15 protein-coding genes are annotated in these 21451 nt (G+C 64.8%); 8 read left to right on the forward strand and 7 right to left on the reverse strand.

Annotation, left to right across the window (positions count from 1 at the left end; genetic code table 11):
• Window positions 1–158 precede the first annotated feature (158 nt).
• Window positions 159–1406 (forward strand): glycosyltransferase family 2 protein, encoded by a 1248-nt coding sequence (locus IT540_RS19230; protein ID WP_291181434.1) that lies wholly within the window; start codon window positions 159–161, stop codon window positions 1404–1406.
• Window positions 1407–1415: 9 nt separating this feature from the next.
• Here IT540_RS19230 and IT540_RS19235 read toward each other — a convergent pair whose 3' ends face one another.
• Both IT540_RS19235 and IT540_RS19240 read right to left on the reverse strand, forming a co-directional pair.
• Window positions 1416–2495 (reverse strand): FkbM family methyltransferase, encoded by a 1080-nt coding sequence (locus IT540_RS19235; RefSeq protein ID WP_291181436.1) that lies wholly within the window; start codon window positions 2493–2495, stop codon window positions 1416–1418.
• Window positions 2492–3733, reverse strand: a complete 1242-nt coding sequence (locus tag IT540_RS19240) for an FkbM family methyltransferase (protein WP_291181438.1) — start codon at window positions 3731–3733, stop codon at window positions 2492–2494. Before IT540_RS19240 ends, IT540_RS19235 begins: the two co-directional genes overlap by 4 nt.
• An 82-nt stretch (window positions 3734–3815) precedes the next feature.
• On the opposite strand from IT540_RS19240, the gene IT540_RS19245 reads away from it, so the two are divergent.
• From IT540_RS19245 to IT540_RS19255, 3 genes are read left to right on the forward strand one after another with little or no spacing between them, the layout of a single operon-like run.
• Window positions 3816–4712 carry an NAD(P)-dependent oxidoreductase gene (locus IT540_RS19245; RefSeq protein ID WP_291181440.1) on the forward strand — a complete coding sequence of 299 codons (897 nt, stop codon included), beginning with the start codon at window positions 3816–3818 and terminating at the stop codon, window positions 4710–4712.
• Entirely contained in the window at window positions 4709–5785 is a 1077-nt protein-coding gene (locus tag IT540_RS19250; RefSeq protein ID WP_291181442.1) for a radical SAM protein, read from the forward strand. The genes IT540_RS19245 and IT540_RS19250 overlap by 4 nt, the downstream gene beginning before the upstream one ends.
• Window positions 5786–5820: 35 nt before the next feature.
• A complete protein-coding gene (locus IT540_RS19255) occupies window positions 5821–7044 on the forward strand; it encodes a glycosyltransferase (RefSeq protein WP_291181444.1) in 1224 nt (407 codons plus the stop codon).
• Window positions 7045–7053: 9 nt separating this feature from the next.
• Here IT540_RS19255 and IT540_RS19260 read toward each other — a convergent pair whose 3' ends face one another.
• On the reverse strand, window positions 7054–8769 hold the full coding sequence (locus IT540_RS19260; protein WP_291181446.1) for a radical SAM protein: 1716 nt from the start codon (window positions 8767–8769) through the stop codon (window positions 7054–7056).
• Between the two features lie 429 nt (window positions 8770–9198).
• Here IT540_RS19260 and IT540_RS19265 point away from each other — a divergent pair, with 429 nt between their 5' ends.
• From IT540_RS19265 to IT540_RS19280, 4 genes are all read left to right on the forward strand, one after another.
• Window positions 9199–11745 carry a TonB-dependent receptor gene (locus tag IT540_RS19265; RefSeq protein WP_291181448.1) on the forward strand — a complete coding sequence of 849 codons (2547 nt, stop codon included), beginning with the start codon at window positions 9199–9201 and terminating at the stop codon, window positions 11743–11745.
• A gap of 40 nt (window positions 11746–11785) precedes the next feature.
• On the forward strand, window positions 11786–12376 hold the full coding sequence (locus tag IT540_RS19270; protein WP_291181450.1) for a hypothetical protein: 591 nt from the start codon (window positions 11786–11788) through the stop codon (window positions 12374–12376).
• Window positions 12376–13899, forward strand: a complete 1524-nt coding sequence (locus IT540_RS19275) for a PepSY-associated TM helix domain-containing protein (RefSeq protein WP_291181452.1) — start codon at window positions 12376–12378, stop codon at window positions 13897–13899. The genes IT540_RS19270 and IT540_RS19275 overlap by 1 nt, the downstream gene beginning before the upstream one ends.
• 158 nt (window positions 13900–14057) lie before the next feature.
• Window positions 14058–14219: a hypothetical protein gene (locus IT540_RS19280; RefSeq protein WP_291181454.1), complete on the forward strand. Its 162-nt coding sequence runs from the start codon at window positions 14058–14060 to the stop codon at window positions 14217–14219.
• Window positions 14220–14299: 80 nt separating this feature from the next.
• Here the strand turns inward: IT540_RS19280 and IT540_RS19285 are convergent, their stop codons facing one another.
• The 4 genes from IT540_RS19285 to IT540_RS19300 all read right to left on the reverse strand — a co-directional run bounded on the left by IT540_RS19285 (window position 14300) and on the right by IT540_RS19300 (window position 21320).
• Complete coding sequence (locus IT540_RS19285) at window positions 14300–16444, reverse strand: VIT domain-containing protein (protein ID WP_291181456.1); 2145 nt, start codon at window positions 16442–16444, stop codon at window positions 14300–14302.
• Window positions 16404–16787: a helix-turn-helix domain-containing protein gene (locus IT540_RS19290; RefSeq protein ID WP_291181457.1), complete on the reverse strand. Its 384-nt coding sequence runs from the start codon at window positions 16785–16787 to the stop codon at window positions 16404–16406. Before IT540_RS19290 ends, IT540_RS19285 begins: the two co-directional genes overlap by 41 nt.
• A gap of 97 nt (window positions 16788–16884) precedes the next feature.
• Entirely contained in the window at window positions 16885–19725 is a 2841-nt protein-coding gene (locus tag IT540_RS19295) for a CHAT domain-containing protein (RefSeq protein ID WP_291181459.1), read from the reverse strand.
• Window positions 19726–19751: 26 nt separating this feature from the next.
• Window positions 19752–21320: an alpha/beta hydrolase gene (locus tag IT540_RS19300; protein ID WP_291181461.1), complete on the reverse strand. Its 1569-nt coding sequence runs from the start codon at window positions 21318–21320 to the stop codon at window positions 19752–19754.
• Between the last annotated feature and the right edge of the window lie 131 nt (window positions 21321–21451).

Below are 21451 nucleotides of genomic sequence, written 5' to 3' on the forward strand. Positions count from 1 at the left end.
AGAGTTCGATCCCGCCGGATCGAGTCGTGGAAAACTCTTCGGAAATCCCGCATCCGCCCTTTGCCAAGCCGATATTGGGACAACGCGTCGAATCATGCGCCCGTTCGGGATCTCGTGATCGCGCGCCCGCCACGTCGCAGCGCTCAGGAAGGATCCGGATGAGCGATATCAAGCTGAGCATCTGCATTCCAACCTACAACCGCGCGAAGTTCCTTCAGAAGACCCTTGCCCACTGCAAGAACGATCTGAATTTTCCGTTTCCGTACGAGATCGTCATCTCGGACAATGCTTCGACGGACAACACGCAGGAAGTTGCCGAGGACTTCGTCACGCAGGGTCTGCCCATCCGCTACTACAAGCGCGAGACGAACGGCGGCCCCTGGCCCAACCTGGGGTGCGCCTTCCTGCGCGCCAAAGGGGCGTACTCGATCTATCTCGCCGATGACGACCTGCTGGTGCCCGAAGGCATCGGTGCTGCCATGGCGTATCTCGAGCAGAATCCCGATGTGTCCGCCTGCTTCACGCCCTGGTTCCTGCACGACGAGGTCGCGGGCCGGGACAGCGGGCAGTTCTACCGGGTGGACAGCGACACAAAGTTCGCGCGCCGGGACTTCGCGGATGTCTTCACCTTCATCTTCGAGAGGCACGTCTTTCCGGAGCATGCGATCTTCAAGACCGAGACATTGCGATCGGCCTACGTGCCGCGCGACTTCTGCTACTGGCCGTTCTGCTATCTGGCCCACTTCCTGGACATGGGGGCGGTGGCCTTCCTGCAGCGCCCGTTCTACCGCTTCGTGACGCGATCCAAGGTCGCCCATGAGCGTCCGCACGCCGGCCACGAGGAGGCGATGAATGCGTGGGACCGCTATCGGGGCGGGCTCGAGTATTTTCTCTATGTCGGCGCCAAGCGCGGGCGGATCGGCACGGCGCCCGCGCAGCGCCAGAAATACGAAGAGATGTGCAAGATCTTCACGCTGAACCGCATGGTCGTCGCGCTGCGCTTGTGGGTTGCGCGGAAGGATTTCGTCAAAGCCTACGAGCTCTATGTGCGCCTCATGCTCGGCGGCTTCTCCAACCACGAGGAGGTCAAGAAGGTCCGGGAGTCGTTGACGCTGATGGCGGCGGTGCAGACGCTCGCCCAGCAGATCAACGCCGTCGCGGGCGTGAGCCGGGTCATTCTGAGCAACGTTGCCGACGTGCCTTCGCTGGCCAGCCTGCTCTACGAACTGGGACTCGATCGCAAGATCGAGGTTGCGGGGGAGCCCAAGGAGCACGCGCCCGATCTCCTGGATCGGACGGTCGTTTTCACGGCGCAGGCCGCCGACCGCGGGAAGTTCATTGCTCTGGGCTACGCGCCCAATCTCGTCTTCAGCGAGAGCGATCTCACGGATGGGATCCTGGTGTAGGGCGCGCGTTTACTCGACCCAGCCGTAGAGCACCGTTTCCATGAGCTGGGGTGAGTGGTGGCGAAGCGCGAAGCGGTACTCGGGCACCAGATCGCGGATGAAGGCCGTGATCTCCAGCAGATCCGACGGATAGTGATAGACGCAGACGGCGAGCTTGGGCTTGAAGCGGGAGATGGTCGCGGCTGCTCCCTTCAAGAGCGCCAGCTCCATGCCTTCGACGTCGGCCTTTATGAAGGTGACCTTGGCACCGGCAAGATGGGTGTCGAGTGTGCCGGTGGCGGTGTTGCCGCTGTCCGACTGGGCAAGGGCCATGCTTTGTAGCTGGCCACTTGCGGACGCGGATGCCATGCGCGCGGGCGCGTCCGATAGTCCCAGGTTGTTGAGCTCGATTGCATCGGCGTCGAAGGCCCATTCCGCGGCGAGCCGTTCCACGCGTGTCTTGAGGGCGGCGAACTGGCGGTCGGCCGGCTCGAAGCCATGGATTTTCGTGAAGACGCCGGCGTTGGCCCAGATGAATCGCTCGATGCTGTCTCCGACATAGGCGCCGGCATCGACGTAGGTCTCCTTCTCGCTGCCGGCGAAGCGGGGAAGGCAGAAGTATTGATCCCGCTCCCAGATGCTCTCCAGATGACGGCAGTCGCCCGTCAGCATGGCCATCAGCACGCCGCGCAGCGTGTCCTTGGAGCGGGGGTCGGCGAGCAGGTGGTCGTGAATGTGCAGGAAGCTGTCGAAATTCGTGGCCGCGAAGTACGCATCGAGCGAGCATCCGGCCGCGCCGTGCGCTTCAAGGATCGCTTCCACGGGACGGATGGCGTGGCGCGCGGTGATGAAGACCAGATCGGGTGCGAGATTCGGCAGGTCCGTTGAGGCATGCACCGTCGTGCCGAGGAAAACCGAGCCGTGCCGTTCCGGGTTGCCATCGAAGCAGGCCACCGGCTCGATGCCATTTTGCCTGAGCCAGCGGACCGCCCACGCGCCGACGAAGCCGGCGCCATAGAGCGCGATCCTGCCGCCTGGCGCGAGCGGATCAGCGGGAAGACGCCCGATCACACGATCGCGTTCCCGCGACAGGGCATCGAGGGAGGTCATGTCCGTCCTTCCCGTTCGGTGGGAATGGCGTAGACGACGGCGCCGGTTCCGCACCAGCCGTGCAGCCGCATCAGGAACCGGTAGTTGGGCAGATGCTGCATAAGGACGTGCGGCGTGCGCCAGATACCGTCGTCGTTGTGATAGATGGTGGCGGCAACGATTGGGCGGTGCGTCCTGATGGTGCCGAGAGCGCCCTGAAGCGCCGAAAGCTCGCCCCCTTCGAGATGCAGCTTCACGAAGCTCGGCGACAGGCCGAGCGAGTCGATCGTGTGCGTGTGCAGTCTCGACTGTCCCGTTGCGGACAATTGCGACGCGTAGCCGAGACCGCCGTGGAAGCTCTGCTCTCGCTCCGCCGCATCGAGCGCGTGCGGCAGGAGCGTGATGCGTGTGGCTGTTGCCGGATCGAGAGTGCCCAGGAGCTGCTCAAATATAAGTCGGCTTTGCTCATCCGGCTCTATCGCCACGACGGAGGAGAAGCGACCTGCGGTGCGCCCGATGAAGGTCTGCGTGACGCTGCCGTGATGGGCGCCGCCGTCGAGGAAGACCTCGTCGGAGCCAAGAGACGCCGTGACCTCGGGAATAAAGAAGCGATCATGGAGCGTGACCGGCGCACCCTCGAAGCTCCATTCCTCGCGCGGACGGCGCCACGCCAGGAACTGGAGATGATGGGCGCGCGAGACGTCGTCATCCCATGTACGCAGGACATCGATGGTGCGTTCGAAGCTTTCTGCGTCCAAGGGCTCTGCGAACCAGCCGTTCGAAAGCGGGTGCCTGTCGCGAAAGCTCTCGGCGAGGTCGTAGAAGGGGACCACGTCGGCCCAGCCGGACGCATGGAGAGCGGCTTCGAGCGGCACGAACGGCGCGGTCGTCACGCTGACGGCAAGCAGCGCCTTGCTCTTCAACGTGCCGGGAACGTCCTCCGGTGCGTACAGGGGTGTTCCGGACCAGACCGGGTCGGTGCGCAGGCGATCGGCATGCCTGTCGACGACGAATGCGAGGTCGAGATCGACGGCCTCGAGGTAGTCGCGGGCGAGGCGGCCCATGTTGCCGCCCCCGTAGAGGCCGAGCGGCGTTTTGGGCAGGCGAGGTGCGAAACGGCAGAGGCCGCCGTTCAGCTCGCGCAACAGGTGCTCGGTCCCGTGCGCGTCTGGGAGATCGTTGAAATGCCTGGACGCGTGGCGCGCGGAACCCGCCGGGCCTGGGCCGACCGCCGTGGCCGAGAGGGCTCCTGCAAGCATGCCGCGTCAGTCCTGTCTTCGTTGCTATGCTCGGCGGTACGCACGGAACTGATTCGGAGATGGTTCCGCTGCTCACGGTCTCGTGCCCTACCAGACGCAGGCTTTCGCGGACCTTACCATGAGCGTTGTGCTTCTGACCGGCGGCAGCGGTTTCGTCGGTCGGCAAATTCACAAGCATCTCGCGGCCCGGGGGCACGAGGTCCGCCTCGCGCTGCGCCCCGGCGCACAGGCTCGCCTTGCGGCAGGGGCGGTTGTGGACGCCATTGTGGAAACCGACGACCTGTTCGCCGAGACGCCGGACTGGTGGGCGGAGGCGTGCTCCGGTGTCGACGCGGTGATCCATGCCGCTTGGTATGTGGAGCCCGGCCGCTACCTCGATTCGCCGGAGAATGCGCGCTGCGTTGCCGGAAGCTTTGCGCTCGCGCAAGGCGCGCGCGAAGCGGGTGTCGGGCATTTCATCGGCATCGGGACCTGCTTCGAATACCGCTTGCCGTCCCGGCACCTCGACGTCGACGCGCCGCTCGGCCCTGCGACTCTCTACGCCGCCTCTAAGGTCGCGCTCTATCACATGCTTGCCGCGTGGCATGCGAAGCAGGGCGGCGTCTTCTCCTGGTGCCGCATCTTCTATCTGTTCGGCGAGGGCGAGCATCCCAACAGGCTCGTGCCCTATCTGCGCGGGTGCCTCGAGGCAGGAGAAACCGCAAGGCTTTCAGCGGGAACGCAACTGCGGGACTTCCTCGACGTGGCCGAGGCCGGGGCGATGATCGCCGATGTGATCGACACCGGTCAGCCTGGCGCAATCAACGTTTGCTCAGGTGAGGAGATAACGATTCGTGCGTTTGCGGAGCGGATTGCCGACGGCTATGGCAGACGGGATCTGTTGGAGTTCGGTGCGGCGCAGGTGCATCCGTCCGACCCTTCGTCCGTCGTAGGTATCTGCAACGCCATCAGAAGCGGGCACGCCCGGAGACAGGGATGAAGGCCAAGCTCAAGCCTCGGATCAATCTCGAGGACCGCACGCCGCTCGAGACGGTGATCCCGATCTCAACGCCCTTCATCGTGTTCGTGGACCCCGCAAGCTCGTGCAACTTCAAGTGCTCGTTCTGCCCCACCGGCCACCGGGCCATGATCGCGGAGACCGGGCGCTATCAGGGCGCGATGAAGTTCGAGATCTTCCAGAAGGTCATCGACGACCTCGGGGCGTTCGACAAGCCGCTCAAGGTGCTGCGGCTCTACAAGGACGGCGAGCCGTTCCTGAATAAGCGCCTCGCCGACATGATCGCGTATGCGAAACAGAGCGGTTTCTGCGACTACATCGATACGACGACGAACGGCACCTTCATCACGCCCGAGCGCATGGGACCGGTGATCGAGGCCGGTCTGGACAAGATCAACATCTCCGTCGACGGTATGACGCAGGAGCAGTATCTCCGCTTCACCGGATTCAAGTTCGATTTCGACAAGCTGGTCGAGAACGTGAAGTGGCTCTATGAGAACAAGGGCGACCTCGAGATCTCGATCAAGATCCCAGGTGAGCTAATCACGGATGCGCAGCGCCAGGAGTTCCTGGATACGTTCGGCGACCATTGCGACCGCATCTTCATCGAGAACTTCGCGCCCTGCTGGCCGGAGTTCGACATCGAGAAGCACACCGGCGTCAAGATCCAGACGGGCATCTATCAGCAGGAGATCGGCACCACCGATACGTGCCCATACATCTTCTACAGCTACTCGGTGAACGCCGACGGTCTCGTCAGCTCGTGCTTCCTCGACTGGGGCCGCAAGCTCATAGTTGGTGACGTGCGCCAGCAGTCGATGGAGGAGATCTGGAACTCGGACAAGATGAACGCGCTGCGCCTTCAGCATCTCGAGGGCCGGCGCTGCGAGAACGGCACCTGCAGCAATTGCGGTCAGCTCACCCATTGTCTGCCTGACAACATCGACGCGTTCCGCCCGATGCTGCTCGAAAGGTTCCGTAAGCTGGTTCCAACCGATCCCAATGTGCCGGCTCCGGGCGGCAGGAGAGTTCCCCGTCCCATTGCTGCAGAATGAAGATCCTGCACATAGCGCCTCACCTTGGAGGAGGCGTGGGCAAGGCCCATGCAGCGCTTTGCGCTGCGTCGGGCCCTGAGATCCAGCGGCACTACGTTCTGCTCGAAGCCCCGCGCGACCTGCGCTTCGCCGAGCAGATGCGGGCGTCCGGCGCGAGCCTGACCATTGCGCCCGACTTTGCGGCCATCGCGCGGCTCGGCTCGGAGGCCGACATCGTCCAGGTCGAGTGGTGGAACCATCCGCGCATCTATGAATGCCTGTGCCGCGCCAATCTGCCGCCCATGCGCACCGTGTTCTGGTCCCATGTCTCGGGGCTGCACGCGCCCTACATCCCGACCGGTCTCTTCGCTGCCGCCGATTGCTTCCTCTTGACGTCGGTCTGCTCCCTCGATGCGCCGAACATTGCGGCGTTGTCCGAGGAGGCAAGGGGCCGCATCGATGTCGCCAACAGCGGCGTCGGTTTCGAGGGGCATGGGCGGGCGTCGCAGGATGGGGCGTCGCCGTTGCCGATCGCCTATATGGGAACCGTCGATTTCTCGAAGATGAGTCCCCAGGTGTTCGAGGTCATTGATGCCGTCGAGGAGACGGAGTTCACGGTTTCGATCTGGGGTGCGGTCGATCCGGGCGGCGAGGTAGCGCACCGGGCGGCCGCCATGCGGCTTCCGGAACGCGTGGCCTTCAAGGGGCTTGGCGTCGATCCGCGCGCCATCCTGGCGGAGGCCGGCATCTTCCTCTACCTGCTCCAGCCGCACCATTTCGGCACCGCGGAGAACGCGCTCGTCGAGGCGATGTCGCTCGGGTGGGCGCCGCTGGTTTTCGCCAATCCCGCCGAGACGGCTATCGTGCGGCATGGGGAGACGGGTTTCGTCGAGAAGGATGCCGCGGCGGCCTGTCGCCGGCTGGCGTGGATGATGCGGCATCCCGAGGCTGTGGCCCGGATCGGGCAACAGGCGGCCGCAGAGATCTCCGCCACGCGTACGTCTGAGAGCATGGCGCGCACGCTCCAGAGAGCGTACCGGAACGTGCTAGCGCGGGAGAAGCGGCCGACGGATTTCCGGGCGATCCTCGGAGAGACGCCGGCGGATTGGTTCCTCTCCACGCAGTGCCTCAACGCGCGCGACTACGAGGCCGTGCGCTTCTCCACGAGTGGATCCGCCAGCAAGGGCAGCTTCAGTCATTTCCTGGCGTGCTTCCCAGGCGATCCGTCATTGCTGGCGCTCCTCGACGCGCAATATGGTCCTGCGCGCGCGAAAGCCTGATCGGCAAGGTCAACCAGCGAGCCGGACGGAGTCGCCGGAAGGCGCGGGGGCGAGGGCGGCCCGCTCAGCCAGGGCGTGGGCGGCCTCGACGGGAAGCGACAGCAGCGCCATGTGGTCCACGCCCATGCGATCGGCGAGCGACCGCCACCAGGCGTCGCGCTCGAAGATGTGAAGCGCGTTGGCGGCATGGGCGACGGCGCTCTCGTGGTCCCCCAGGGCCGCATAGCAGCGCGACGCATAGAGCTGGCCAAAGGCGTGATCGGGATACTTCTCGCAGACGTTCTTCATGTACGGCAGGGCCACGTCGTGGCGGCCGATCTTCATGTTGTGGTTCTCGACGAAGTTCACCCTGAGCTGCGTCTCATAGGCGTAGGCCTCGAGTTTTCTTGGATCGAGGCCGGGCGCGCGGATGACCGTCTTCGTCGCCACGAAGTCGTTGCTGTTGGTGTTCTCGATATAGCCGTTCTCGATGCAGATGTCGTAGAGCCTGCTGCCGAAGATCGGAATGGCGAGATAGACGTGAATCCAGTCGAAGCCGTTCTCGAGCAGCATCTCGAGCGTCTCCTGACGATGCTCGTCCTGCTCTCCGGGGAGCCCGGCGACGATGAAGACGTGGCTGCGGACCTCGAACTTGCGCAGCGCCTCGACGGCGGGCTTGATCAGCTTCTTCTTGAGCGGCTTCTTGATGATGTTGTTCAGGACGTGGTCGGAGCCCGATTCGACGGCGAGCGCCACCGCCGACACGCCCGCCCGCGAGAAGAGCTCGGCCACCTCCTCGTCGATGGCGTAGACGGCGACGCCGTTCGGGAACTCGACGCGGATGCCGAGGTCCGCAAGTGCGCCGAGCAGGCGCTTCGCCCGGTTCCTGTCCTGGAAGAAATGGTCGTCCTCCAGCATCAGGACCGTCATGCCGAACTCGTCGCGCATGCGCCTCACGTCGGCAACGACCCTGTCGATCGACATGAAACGAACGGTGCGGCCATGCAATGACGGGTTCGAGCAGAAGACGCAGAGGAAGGGGCAGCCGCGCGACGTGTGGATCGCCATCTCGCGGCGCGGCTGGCCGGCGTAGCGCTTGTCGATCGAGCGGTTGTTGTAATGGGAAAGGTCCAGCATGCCGTAGTTCATCGGCGGGATGTCGTCGAGATCGTCGATGAAGTCGTGGGCCGGCTTCTTGCCCTCGGTTAGCGTCGCACGGCTGATCCAGGCTTTGTGGCCGGCAAGCACGGATTGCCGGTCCGCCGCGTCGATCAGAGCGACGAGCGGCTTCTCCCCCTCGCCCTTGCAGATCGCATCGAGGGCCGGGCATTTCTCCAGCATCATTGAGAATGCGGCCGACGGCAGTCCGCCGCCGGCAATCGTCAGTATCGAAGGATCGAAATCCTTGACGACCTGGGCCAAGCTTTGGATGTAGCCGAACGACGAGTTGAAGAGCGCCGATATGCCGACGATGTCGGGGCGGAACTCGGCAAGCACGGCGCTGAGCTCTTCGGCGAAGATGCGGTTGTGCGCGTCGGCCTGGCGCTCCTCCACGAGACGCTTCAGCGTGATGTTGAGGTCGACGAGCCGGATCTCCACGGCGGAGCGGCACGCCTTCTTCAGATAGGCCTCCATGGACAGGATGCCGTAGGGAATGGTGAAGGCCGGCAGCACAGCGGCCCGGCTCTTGTCCAGATAGTCGGCCGCGTTGAAGTAGGGCGGGACGACGAACAGCAGCTTGGTCATCGGCGGCAAGCCTTTCGGGACAACGGGCAAGTTCGGCGAAGGGGCCGCAATGTGCCGGAACCCGTGCTTTTCCGCCGGCAGCAGGCTATCGGCGCATGCTTGCGCGAGACTGTCAGAGGTGCGGGAATTGCTGCGGCTGCAGCGGCGGCGATGCGCCGATGTGCGTCCATGGAAGCAGCCGATCCGGTTGGGCTGGAATGCCGTCGCGGCTGAGTTCACCAGGCCTGATGCCCTCCGCGATCTGACGATGTGCGTAGATGCAACGCTGCGGCTTTATTGTCTACTCCTTAGGTAGACAAAGAGCGGGGACCCCTGTATTTTCACGGCGTCAGCGTGAACATTAGCCAGCAAAATTGGGGGTCGGCGCCCCCCCATGCGAGCCACCCTCCGGACTGACATTTACACGACGGGGACCCTGGGGGCTGGACGATGGTTATCGAAAGTCGAACCGCGCGCGCCGCTGCGCGACTGGTCGCATGTGCAGCGTTGCTCCTTGTGGCGGCGCAGGCCGCTCAAGCGCAGCAGGCGGCTCAACCCGCCGACGCTCCGGCCGAGTTGCCGCCGCTCGAAGTGACAGCAAAGAAAGCGGCGAAGAAGGCGCCAGCCAAGAAATCGCAGGCCAAAGCCGTGCCGAAGGCTGCGCCTCAGCCGCAGCCCGCTGCCGCCGATACCGAGGAAGGCCCCACCGGCGTGACGAACGCCGCGGCGCCCGTGAAGGACTACGTCGCGACCGATGCGACGACGGGCACGAAGACGGACACCCCGCTCAAGGAGACCCCGCAGTCGATCTCCGTGATCGGAAAGGAGCAGATTCGCGACCAGGGCGTGCAGAACCTCCAGGAGGCGTTGCGGTACACTCCCGGCGTGGTGGCCGATTCGTTCGGCTATGACAGCCGCTACGACGGGGGTTACATCCGCGGTTCCGCCGCGGCCTATTTCGTGGATGGCCTGCGCACCACATATGGTTTCGGCTACACGACCTCGATGATCGATCCCTACGCGCTCGAGCGTGCGGAGGTGTTGCGCGGTCCTGCATCCATGCTCTATGGCCAGGCCCCGACCGGCGGTATGGTCAACGCCATCTCCAAGCTGCCGAGCGAGATTCCGTACCGCGAGATCGGCGTGGAGTACGGCTCCTTCGACTTCAAGCAGGTCAAGCTCGACATGACCGGGCCTCTCACCGAGGACGGCAAGTGGCTCTATCGCATCGTGGGCTTGGCCCGGGATGCGGACACGCAGGTCGACTTCGTCGAGAACGACAGGCTCATGCTGGCCCCGTCGATCACCTATCGGCCGACCAACAGGACGAGCATCACGCTGCTCGGCAACTTCAGAAAGGACGAGAGCGGCTCAACGCTGCAGTTCCTGCCCCATGAAGGCACGCTCTATCCCAATACCGCTACCGGCCAGCGCGTGCCGAGGGATACGTTCGTCGGAGAGCCCGGAGACTACTACAATACGGAGGCGCAATCCGGCACGCTCTTCTTCGACCACGAGTTCAGCGACGCGCTGAAGATCAGCCACACCTCGCGCTACTCGAATACGAATACGGACTATGAATCGACCTACGCTGCGGTCATGACCGGCGCGCGCTTTGGCGCAATTAACAGTCTCTTGGCAGACTTTGGCTTGCCAAATCCATCCTTGCCCCCTGACAACGCGCCGTTTCTCAACCCGGGACGCTCAGAGATCGCGCGATCGCGCACGGCGATGTTCAACGAGACGGACGTGATCAGCACCGACACCCATCTCACCGGCAAGTTCAGCACCGGCTGGGTCGATCACACGGTCACGGGCGGCGTGGATTTCACCCACTACAGAACCAAAATGGAATCGTCCGGTACGCTCATTGACAACCTGCTCACGTCGAACGCGGTCAACCAAGATCCGTTCGTGAATCCGTTTATCGTCGGAGCGATCAACTTCTTCTTCGGTGGCCTGCAACCGGCTTTCGACATCTATAATCCGACATACGGTCAGTCGTCCTACCTCCTCAGCTTGGAAGGCGGAGCCGTTGATCCCAACAACCTTCCTAAGACGACGAACAACGCCGACATCCAAAGGCAGACCGGAATTTACATCCAGGACCAGATCAAGATGGGTCCGTGGGCGGCGGTGCTCGGCCTGCGTCAGGACTGGCTGAAGGTGAAGCAGGGTGGCGAACCGGATCAGTACGAGGAAGCGACAACGGGCCGTGCGGCGCTGATGTACAATTTCAACTTCGGCCTCACCCCCTACGTTGCTTACTCCAGCTCTTTCTACCCACTCCCGGGGACGCCTGTTGCCGACCACATCCTGGCGGACGTCGACGAAACGAGGCCGGCAGGTCCGGTCGAGGGCGAGCAGGTCGAGATCGGCTTCAAGTACCAGCCCGCCGGTGCGCCGTTCGCGGTCAACGCGTCCATCTACGAGCTGACCGAGCGCAATCAGACCGTTCAGCCCGACTATCTGTTCCAGGCCGTCCAGGGCGCGGATGTCAACGTGCGCGGCTTCGAGATCGAGGCGCTCGGCCGACTGACGCCAGAGCTCAAGATCATCGGATCCTACTCCTATACGGATGCGACCTACGACAAGTATCCCGAGCTCTACAACTTCGGTTTCCCGAGCGGCGTCGTAGAGTTCATGAAGGGCAAGCCCGTCGACTTCGTGCCGAAGCACCTTGCTTCGCTGTGGGCCATCTACAGCTTCCAGGATGGTCCGCTTCGCGGCTTGTCGTTCGGCGGTGGCGTGCGCTATGTCGGCGCAACGGAAAGCTATGCCTACGACGTGGCCTCGCTGGGCGAGCTTTACGTGAAAACGCCGTCCTTCACGCTCTTCGATGCGATGATCGCCTATGAGACTCCGGACTGGCGCTGGCAGATCACGGGCCAGAACCTCGAGGATGAGTATCATGTGGTCGGGTGCTCTGCGATGCGCGGCGATTGCGGCGTCGGACAGGCACGCACCATCATCACTGGCTTCACTTACAAGTTCTAGCTTGAACGTCACGTGCTAAACACGAGAGGTTTCCGGCAATTTGAACGTTGAAATTCTCGATCCTGTCACTCTGCTGGCGGGCGCCGGCGGTCTCGCAATGACCGCCGGCGTCGCCATGTTGCGCAAGCGCTGGCTTCAGCGCGGGGCAGGTGGCTCGGGCCTTCTGATCGCCGGTTGGCTGGCAGTGGTGGGCGCGTTCGTTGCGTTCGCCTATGCCTGGGGCGCGGAGGTCGGCACGGCCTATGCCCTGGGTGCGCTCTCGCTCGTCGCCTATGCCGTGATCGCGAGTACGTTCGAGCGCCGCGAAGCCAAGCGCCGCGCGCTGCGCGAGGCTTCGGCTTATGACCCCGAGGAGCGTCCCACCAACTGGCGGCGCGGCATCGGGAAGGCCCTGCTCGCGATTGTGCTGGCGGGCGTCGCCTCGATCGGGATCGGCGTCGCCATTGCCGTCGAGGCGCCGCTCCCACCGCAGGACCGTGCCGTCATCGGCGGCCTGCTGGTGCCGATCCTGTGGGGCGGCGGGATGGCCTGGACGCTGTGCGATCCGCGCCTTGTTCGTGCCACGATCATCCTGCTTTCGGTATCCGCAATCGGATACGGCATCGCATTCCTGCCCAAGGCGCTTTCGTGATGCAGGACGTGGCACGCAAACCGCCCCGCAAGGCGCCTTTCCTCTCGCCGCAATTCGTGCGGGCGATGCTCGCCGGGCATTCCGCCCTCGGCATCGCGTTCGCTGCCCTCATCTACATCGTCTGCCTGACCGGAACGCTGACGGTGTTCATGCACGAGCTGAAGCGCTGGGAGCAGCCGGATGCCCCGGTGGTCGAAGGTAGCTTGTCGGCCGATGTCGCGACGAAGGCCGTCGAGGAGGCCTACCGGAAGGCGCTCGCTCTCAACGCTGCGCATGACATCTTCGTCATGGGGCCAACCAGCACGCAGCAGCGTCTCCTCGCAAATTTTCACGACCACGGCACCGGGATCGAAGGCCATTGGATCGGCGACGGCACCGGCAATCTCGTCGTCGAGCAGCACGCACCGTGGGCCGAGTTCATCACGGATCTCCATATCCGCCTCCATCTTCCCCATACGTGGGGTCTTTTCCTCGTTGGGCTTACGGGCGTCGCGCTGCTTTCGTCTCTTGTTTCCGGGCTCCTTTCGCATCCACGCCTTTTCAAGGACGCTTTCGCCTTGCGCTGGGGCGGATCGCGGCGGCTTCAGGAAGCGGACCTGCACAACCGGCTTGGCGTATGGGGTCTGCCGTTTCATGTCGTCGTGTCGACGACGGGGGCTCTGCTCGGGCTTTCGACGCTGATCGTCGGGGTTCTGGCGCTGGCTGCCTACGAAGGCGATTCGGAGCGGGCCTTTGCCAGCATTCTCGGTCCCATGCCGACAAAGGACGAGACGGCGGCGCCGCTGCCCGATGTGGCCGCCATGATCCGGGATGTGCAGGCGAAACATGGCGACGCCGAGTTCGTTAGCGTCTTCATCCAGCACATCGGCAAGGCGGGCCAGGTGGTGAATCTCGGCATGAAGACGCCGGGCCACCTGGCGATGTCCAACGCCTACTACTTCGACGGCAACGGCAAGTCGCTGGGCGATGGCGGGCTCGAAACAGGCAGCATCGGCCAGCAGATCCTCGGTGCGCTGCAGCCCTTGCATTTTGGATGGTTCGGCGGCCTTCCGGTAAAGATCGCCTACGGGCTGCTCGGGCTGGCGCTCACCATCGTGACGCAGACCGGCATTACGATCTGGCTGGCGCGGCGCCGGGACGCTGGCCGGGCCGCTCCGCATTGGGAGAAGGTGTGGGCGGCGGTTACATGGGGGCAACCGCTCGCATTCGTAGTTGCCGCGCTCGCTATTTTTGCGGGAGGCGGGTCCTACGCCGTGCCGGCCTATTTGGCGACGACCGTTGTCTCTCTCCTCGCGGCCCCAGTGACGCCGGATGCAGCCGTCATGAGCCGCGTGCTGCGGTTGCTGGCCGGACTCTTAGGGCTATCCGCCGTGATCGTGCACGGCTTCGTCTGGTCGGGTCGGATCAGCGATCCTGCCGCGCTCTGGGTCAGCGGTGTCATGGCGGTGATCGCGCTGGCGCTGCTCGCCTCCGCGCTGCGTCCCAACAGGGCGCGGCTCGAGGCTCTGTCTCGCGGCGGCTAGCCGCCACGCCAATCACGATTGTGTGCAGTGGCGGGGATCTGTCACACGCAGATCGTCATCATTCGTGCTATAATTTTGGAAATGCCGCGAGGTTGCGTTGCTCCTAACGGCTTTTTCTCGCGGTATTGACCATTTCGTCGCGTTCATGGGGATCCAGCATGAGCACGCACTATACCGACAACACCAACGCCGACCATCCTCCGGGTGGAAAGAAGCACGATCCATCCACCGTCCCGGCCGACATGCTACCTTCCGACATCTGGCGCATTGCCGCCAAGCCGAGAAGGCCCGCACAGCAGCCCGCGGAAACCCAGAAGTGATATGAGAAAAGCGCAGCGGCATCGATGTGCCGCTGCGCGCACTCGTTCTCAACGGAGCGCCCTTCTCAGGGCGCTTCGCCTTATCCGCTGAAGGCCGACGACAGGCCAAGCCGCTCGGCCGCGTGGGCGATGTCCTGCGTCTTTGCCCGGGCGAGGATGGCGCGATAGACGCGCTCGGCGTGGCGGTCGCGTCCCGACACGACACGGGCCAGAAGCCCGATGACGAGCACCCTGGCCGAGACGCCGAGCTTCTTGGCGGCCCGCTTCACGACACCCACGCGCGCCGCCGCATCGATCGCATCGGCGACGTCGTTGGGCAGTCCGATCAGGATGCCTTCGACGAGCCGCTGGCCTTCGTTGCGCCAATCGATGCGGCGCGGCAGCTTGGTCAGCTGCGGCGCCTGCGACTCGCGGCTCTCGGGGCTCGGAGACTCCGCCTCGTCCGGGCGTGCGGACCGCGATGCTTTCAACGGCCTATCCGCAGGCGCGCCAATCGCAAACATGGTCTCGTCGCGGCCGGACCGCGCGGGTGCCGGTCCCGTCGGAGTCATGGCGCGAGAATAACAAACGGATTGCGACTGGCGCGGCTCGTCGTCGAAGTCCAGGCAATAGAGCATGGTATCGGGCGCGCCGCCGAAGTGCATTCTGGCGGACGCCGCTGCCATGATCTGCGTCGCGGGGCTCGCCAGCGCCACCTTGCGCATGGCGGGCAATCCGGCCTGGGCCTCGCCCGCCTCGTCCACCAGTACGAGACTGGTCAGATGCGTGACCAGACCCTCGGAGACGGCGAGATCGGCGGCCTCCTGCGCCGTCAGGCTCGCAAGCCGTAGGCCCGCAACGAGAGCGCCGGCGGCGCGCGCCGCCCCGTCGTCTGCCGCGGCGTCAGCGGCGGGCATGGGCGTCGCCACCAGCTCCATGCCGCCGCGCCGGGCCAGCGCCAGGTGCGCCCCGGCCGTCGCCTCAGGCCGAGGCGCCGACCTCAGGGACGCCAGGACCTGCTTCAGAGCCGTGGCCACGTCGGTCCCGTCAGCAACGAAGATCTCGCCGCCGGTCAGGATGGCGAGATGGCCGACGTTGGCCTCCAGGCTGTCCTCTCCGATCAGGACGACGGAGAACCTTGCGCCCGTGCGCGCGAGCTCCTGGACGTCGAGGGCGTAGCTCTTGCCGTCCGTCACGAGAACGATGTCGCGCGCGCCGCGCTCCGAGAGGCACGCGTGAATGGCGTGGCCGATCTCGGTCCCGCCGCGCGGCTCGGAGAGCATGCGGATCAGATCGCCGACATGGCTGCCTTGCGCGCTACCCAGATCCTCGGCCTCGCTCTCGAACTGCCAGAGGTTGATCCTGTCCGCGGACTTCAGCGCCCGGGCTACCTCGCCGAGCCCCAGCACCACCGCAGCATGCTTGGAGAGGCGCGCGGTCGAGGCGCAGGGCTCCACCATCGAGCCCGAGTGATCGATCAGGATCGCGGCATCGAGGGCAGCGTCACCTTCCGGCACCGGTGCGATGCTGAGGCCGAACGGCTGGCCCGCTGCCGTGCGTCCGCGGATTTCGCGCGCGGTCCAGCCGGCGACCTCCACGCTGATGGGGCGATCCAGGGGGACGCGCGTCGGGCCGGAAATCTCGGTACCGCCGATGCGCGCGGTGGTGCCGGGCTCGCAGGCGACCGTGAGCGCGGCCGCCGTCACCGGTCCGCCGTGCACAAGCTCGTCGCAGTCGGAAAGGCCCGAGACCCCGTAGACGTCGCCCACCGTGGTCGGAATGCGCAGCATGGCTCGGCCTCCGATCCACGAGAGCGCCAGCGCGAAGCGCGCCGTCACCTCGATCTCGGTGCCGGGGGCGACATGTGCCACCGACAGCATGTGAATGCCGCGGAGCAGCTCCTCATGCAGTACCGCGGTCTTGCCGCGGTCGATGGCGTCCTCGTAGGTCTCGCGGGCTGCAGTCTTGTCCTTGGCGACGGCCTTCACGACGCGCCCGCCGATGCGGGCTTCGAGCGCGTAGAGCACGGCGTGGACCGGCAAAGGAAACGTCAGCGTCGCCTCGATTGTCTGGGCTTCCTGGTTGCGGAACGTGCGCCGGGAGGTGACGTAGGCAAGGCCGCCGGTGAAGGCGATGTCGTAGGTCGTGGCAATGAGGGGAACGGGAAAATGGCCGGGACGGCGGATGGAGCGGTCGATCAGTCTGCTAACGGGATCGTCTGCGTTCAGCGCGGGGATGCTGGGCATCGGTCGGCTCCTGAAGAATGTCTCTCAACACCTTGCGGATCCGGTCGGCCAAGGCGTCGGCGTCCATGGAGACGCCTATCAGTTGAGGGTCGACATGGAGCACGATACCGGGGGCCACCGGGAAAGGAGCCAACTGTCCACGCGCGAGGAGGAGCCGGATGGCCTGAGGCGGAAGTCCCTGCTGCCTCAGCGCGGTATAGCGGCGAATGGCCGTTACATGGTCCTCTCCGTAGTCAGCGGTGGCGCGTCCTCCCGTCGGGGGAGGCACGAACCCCTCTGCGATCATGTACCGGATCTGCCGTTCGGCTTGGCCGGTGAGCTTTGAAAGCTCGCGAATGTTCATGATCAGCGCCTTTCGACAAAACTCTTGTCGAAATAATGTGGCGGTCTGAGGGCGGATCTTCTCGTTTTTTGCGGGACAGCAGTCGTGCTGTTGTTGCCTACAGCCCGGTGTGAATGAAGCCGCCCCAGAAATAGGGGTGCGCGTACGGCCGCGCGGACTGCAGCCTCTCGATAGATCCCGTCACTCCAGGCGTTTGGGTGTGGCGTTTTTCCTGATCCACGGGTGCGCCGTCGGTCGAGCGCTTCATGCCCTCGGGGCCTAGGGCGTTCTCGATCTCGGTGAGATGGCGACTCTGCAGGCGGCCGTGCGTGGCCGCGACCCTGGCATAGGAATTGAGGTCAGCGCTGGTGGCTTCGCGCAACCAGGTCTGCGCACGATGCAGGGCGGTGGACGGCGGCAGGTGCCCGCCCATGTGCAGCTCGTAGAACTTGGCGATCAGCAGTGCCGTTGCCGCGTCCGACACCGGCCATAAGGTGCCGATCACACCTGCCGCGCCAAGGGCGGTGAAGGTGCCGGGCAGGCCGATGAACTCGTCGGGGCTGGTCGTGATGTCGGAGAGCCCGGTCTCGCAGGCGGAGAGCACCACAAGGCGCGGGCGGCCGAGTCCGCCGGTCTCGAGCAGCCGCGCGACGCTGAGCATGGCGGGGCCATGCATCACGAGCGCGGACTCGCGCGCGTCCTGCCACGAGAAGGTGCCGTGCGAGGCGAAGTGCCAGTGGCTCTTGCCTTTGAGCGCGGCGAGAACAGCATCGGGCGTTGCGGCATCCCGTTGCAGCAATGCGCGCCCGTTGTCGGCGAAGTAGGAGGCCACGAAGGCGCCTTCCTTTTCCGTGCCGGGCAGGTCTCCGGTCGGGTTGATGACGGCGGCGAGTGTGGGTGTGCTGGCCTTCGCGATCAGATCCTGCGCGGCCGCGAGCGCGTCGAGGCTCGGTGCATAGACGATCTCGTAGTCGTCAGCGAGGCGCCGTTTGCTCGCGGGATCCTGCGCGAGGCCGAGCGGCAAAACGCCGAGCCAGCCCGACGGAAGCCAGACGAGCCGCGCACCCGGCTTGACGCCCTCCTGCTTCAACGCCGCATCGAGACGCGCGCCGAAAAGTCTCCACAGGTCGGGACCGAGTTTGTCGATGGCATCGGTCCACTCGGACCAGCGGCTTCTGCGTTCGGCGCTGTCCAGGTAGTTTACAAAATAGGCATCCACCCAGCCCGCAGGCGGCCCATCGTCCGGGCCGATGAGCAGGTGCGCGAGGCGGAGGGTGGTCAGCTCCGGAATGTCAACGACGGCGAGACTTTTCGCGTCTGCAGACGGTTTCGTGATCACCAGCAGCTTTGTGCCGAGCTCCGTCACCACGGGGATGGTCAGGGCGCTCCCGGGAGCGATGATCGCATGGGCCTGGGCGAGTGCGGAGCTCGTCTCCGCGGTGCGGCCGCTGCCGGTAACCAGGCGCAGCAGCTCCTGGCGCAAGGATATGAGCCTGTCGAGGGCTTCTCCGCGGTCGGCGCCGTGTGTGGTGGCGATCGCCTGCTCAGCGCCACGGATCGCAGCGCGCAGATCGTCAAGGCGCCCGCGCTGTTCGGACGGGAGGTCGAGCGACTGCAGCCTCATGGCAACTGCCAGCAGGCGCGCACGCCCCTCACTTGCCAGTTGGACGGCGGCCTCTTTTTCCCCGCGCTCGACGGCGGCATAGGCGGCGTCCGCGAACATGGGCCCGGCTTCGGCGACGAGCGCGCGCGATTGGGCGTCCTCCAGGCCTTGTCCGAACAGAAGCAGAAAGGTCTCGCGGGCTCCGGCAAGGGTGACGCCTGCCTTGCTCCACTGACGTGCCTTGAGCAGCACACGGCTGAGGCGCCGTGCCGTGCGCAGGTGGTCAAGCGGCGACGTCTCGCGCGTGAAGATCGAGAGTGCGGCCTCGTAAGCTGCGATCGATCTTTCCCGGTTGCTCGCGTGGTCGCCGCGGATGCGCTCCGCGTGCACGTCGCCCACGACGCGCTGCACGGTGGCCCATTCCTGCGGGGATGTCTCCCGCGTAAAGACCGTCAGCGCGGATGTGAGGTGCGCGATAGACTTTTCCTGGTTCTCAGCGCGCTCGCCGCGGATGCGCTCCAGGTAGACGGCGGCAAGGTTGTTCTGTGCCTGCGCCCATTCGTGCGGCGTGGCCTCGGGCGTGAAAACCGTGAGCACCGCTTCAAGGTGCTGCAGGGCCTTCTCCCGGTTGTCGGCGCGCTCGCCGCGGATGCGGGCCTGATAGGCGCTGCCGAGATTGTTCTGCACGGCGGCCCAAAGGTGCGCATGGGCGTCGCGCGTGAAGACCGTCAACGTGGCCTCGAAGTGCTTGATGGCCGTTTCGATGTTCTCGGCACGCTCCCCGCGGATGCGGTTCCAGTTGACCACGCCAAGGTTGTTCTGAAGCTGCGCCCACTGCAGCGGGTACGCTTCGTGCGTGATGACGGTCAGCGCGGCTTCGAAGTGGGCGATGGCGCGCTCCTGGTTGTCGGCGCGCTCGCCGCGGATGCGGGCCTGATAGGCGCCGCCGAGATTGTTCTTCGCCGCGGCCCAGTTCATGGGGTCGGCTTCGCGGGTGAAGACGGCAAGCGCGGATTCGAGGTAGGCGACGGCCTTCTCGAGATTGTCGGCCCGTACGCCGGATGCGCGACTGAAATACGCGCTTCCGACGTCGAACCAGAGCTCGCCCCGTACCCCATCGCGTGGCGTGTCGAGCGGCCACGACGTGAGCGCCGGCTCGAGCGCCAGGGCCTGCTCGCCCAGGGCGATCTTCTGCTCAGGGTCCTGGGCTTGCTGCCAGCGCCGATAGACGTCGACGAATTCGGCGGCCTTCAACGGGTCCGCTGCGCCATTCTGCTGCGCAAAGCCTTCCGGAACCAGTGGTGCGGTGGCCACAAGCCAGACCGCAGCCATGACGCATGCGAATGCGCGCCGCATCAACCACCTCCGAGATTCTGTGCCTCTCAATTCGGCCGCGGGTATTTCCAGTACGTTCCGGCGCGGCCCGTGATCTCCTCGAACGGCGCATAGCGAAGCTTCGGCGGACGGACGCCGGTCTTGAGGATGCTGGCGATATCCTGGAGCAGAGGCGCTCTCTCCGCGAAATCCGAGTGGTTGAGCGAGAGAAAATCGCTGCTCACGCCCGAGGCGTCGATCGTGTCTATGCCGGTGAGCACGAGGGGTCCGCCGGCTCTTGGAATGTGGCCGATGGGGAGCTCGCCGAGGGCAACACTTCCGGAGACGCGAAGAGCGCGATCCTTCTGCGATGCGTAGAGCGTGATGCCGCGCCCGAGCGGCGTGATCATCTTGTAGCGCTTCAGGAAGTTATCGCGCGTGACATCGGGCGAGGCGAGGATGATCTCCTCGAAGAGCGCCGCCCTCTCGGCCTCAGGCGTGCTCAAGGCGATGTCGCGCAGGACGCCGGTCAAGAGCTCGGCGCCCATGCTATGTGCAATCAGGTGCACTTTGGTGGCGCCCGTCTTGCTGCGCACGATGTTCAGAAAGTGGATCAGGTGATCGCGGGCGCCGTCGACGCGCTTGAGGTCATGCGTGTAGCCGACAAGCTTTCCGCTCGACGGCCAGGAATAGAGAAACGCTCCCCCGTCGAAGCCCGTGTCGTGCGCGATCTGGGCGGTGCGGAACAGGGCGTCGTCGAACACGACGTTGTAGCCGTGGACGAACACGAAGGTCTGGTCCTTGAAGTCCTTCGCGGACTGGAGGCGCTCCCTCGCTTTTTCGACGAAGGCGCTCTCGCTCAGCTCCTCGACGCTCTGCACCGTAAAATCGAGCGCCATATCCTCGTCACGGAAGGCGATGGAGGTAAAAAACAGGTTCCATTCCGGGCGGGTGATGGCGCCGGGGTCGCGATCCTTACGGGTCGGCACCGTCACGACGGCCATTCCGAGCGCGAATGTCGGGCTGCCCTCGTTGGTATAGACAGCGAGCTTGCGGCCGTTCTTGAGAATGTCCGCGCCGCGCTTCCGATCCGTGCCGTAGTAGACGGGTACGGCGACGAACGGCTTCTCCGCCGCCGGAACCGGAGATCTAGGGGTTCCACGTGTTCTTTCCTCCTCCGGATCAGGCGGCGGCAGGACGGTGCCACGGACGGCAGCCGCGTCGCTCGGCGTCTGGCGAGCCCAGATCTCCAGGACCGCGGGTGCGGATGGCAATCTGGTGTCCGGAAAGCTCACCTCGACGGCGTCGATGAAACGTCCTTCCGGCCGCTCGTCGATGAGCTTGGTGCGATCCTTGGGGTCCAGCCTCCGCTCGGAATCATCGGTAAAGACTTGGCCGTTCGAGTACTCGATCGAAATGCGCGAAACCGTAACGCGTCCCTGCGCCATGCGCAGTCGAACGGCGCTCGAGCGCCCGTTGACGGCGCTGAGGTCGATGCGGCTCGATTTTGCTCCAGGGAGCACGCTGATCTCGCCAAGCTTGACGAATGCGGCTTCGCCGTCCCGCTCGGCTTGCGCGGACGCGGGGACGATTGGAAGTGTGAAGAAAAACACGAACAATAAGAAGCGATTGAGCATGAAACCCCCACAATGAAACGTGCCCGTACATGACGGCATTATCACGTCAAATTAGCACGCGCGCGACCGCCGTGCAGGTGCTTCGAACAAGCAGCCGTTGCATTCGATCGGGCGTCTGCGATGTACGACAC

This window comes from Hyphomicrobium sp. (assembly GCF_020852195.1).
Lineage (GTDB): Bacteria > Pseudomonadota > Alphaproteobacteria > Rhizobiales > Hyphomicrobiaceae > Hyphomicrobium_C.

Bases quoted from the DNA above. Each gene is read 5' to 3' on its own strand.
- IT540_RS19230 (WP_291181434.1), top strand. From the start codon at position 159: ATGAGCGATATCAAGCTGAGCATCTGCATTCCAACCTACAACCGCGCG.
- IT540_RS19235 (WP_291181436.1), bottom strand. From the start codon at position 2,495: ATGACCTCCCTCGATGCCCTGTCGCGGGAACGCGATCGTGTGATCGGG.
- IT540_RS19240 (WP_291181438.1), bottom strand. From the start codon at position 3,733: ATGCTTGCAGGAGCCCTCTCGGCCACGGCGGTCGGCCCAGGCCCGGCG.
- IT540_RS19250 (WP_291181442.1), top strand. From the start codon at position 4,709: ATGAAGGCCAAGCTCAAGCCTCGGATCAATCTCGAGGACCGCACGCCG.
- IT540_RS19260 (WP_291181446.1), bottom strand. From the start codon at position 8,769: ATGACCAAGCTGCTGTTCGTCGTCCCGCCCTACTTCAACGCGGCCGAC.
- IT540_RS19265 (WP_291181448.1), top strand. From the start codon at position 9,199: ATGGTTATCGAAAGTCGAACCGCGCGCGCCGCTGCGCGACTGGTCGCA.
- IT540_RS19275 (WP_291181452.1), top strand. From the start codon at position 12,376: ATGCAGGACGTGGCACGCAAACCGCCCCGCAAGGCGCCTTTCCTCTCG.
- IT540_RS19280 (WP_291181454.1), top strand. From the start codon at position 14,058: ATGAGCACGCACTATACCGACAACACCAACGCCGACCATCCTCCGGGT.
- IT540_RS19285 (WP_291181456.1), bottom strand. From the start codon at position 16,444: ATGCCCAGCATCCCCGCGCTGAACGCAGACGATCCCGTTAGCAGACTG.
- IT540_RS19290 (WP_291181457.1), bottom strand. From the start codon at position 16,787: ATGAACATTCGCGAGCTTTCAAAGCTCACCGGCCAAGCCGAACGGCAG.
- IT540_RS19295 (WP_291181459.1), bottom strand. From the start codon at position 19,725: ATGCGGCGCGCATTCGCATGCGTCATGGCTGCGGTCTGGCTTGTGGCC.
- IT540_RS19300 (WP_291181461.1), bottom strand. From the start codon at position 21,320: ATGCTCAATCGCTTCTTATTGTTCGTGTTTTTCTTCACACTTCCAATC.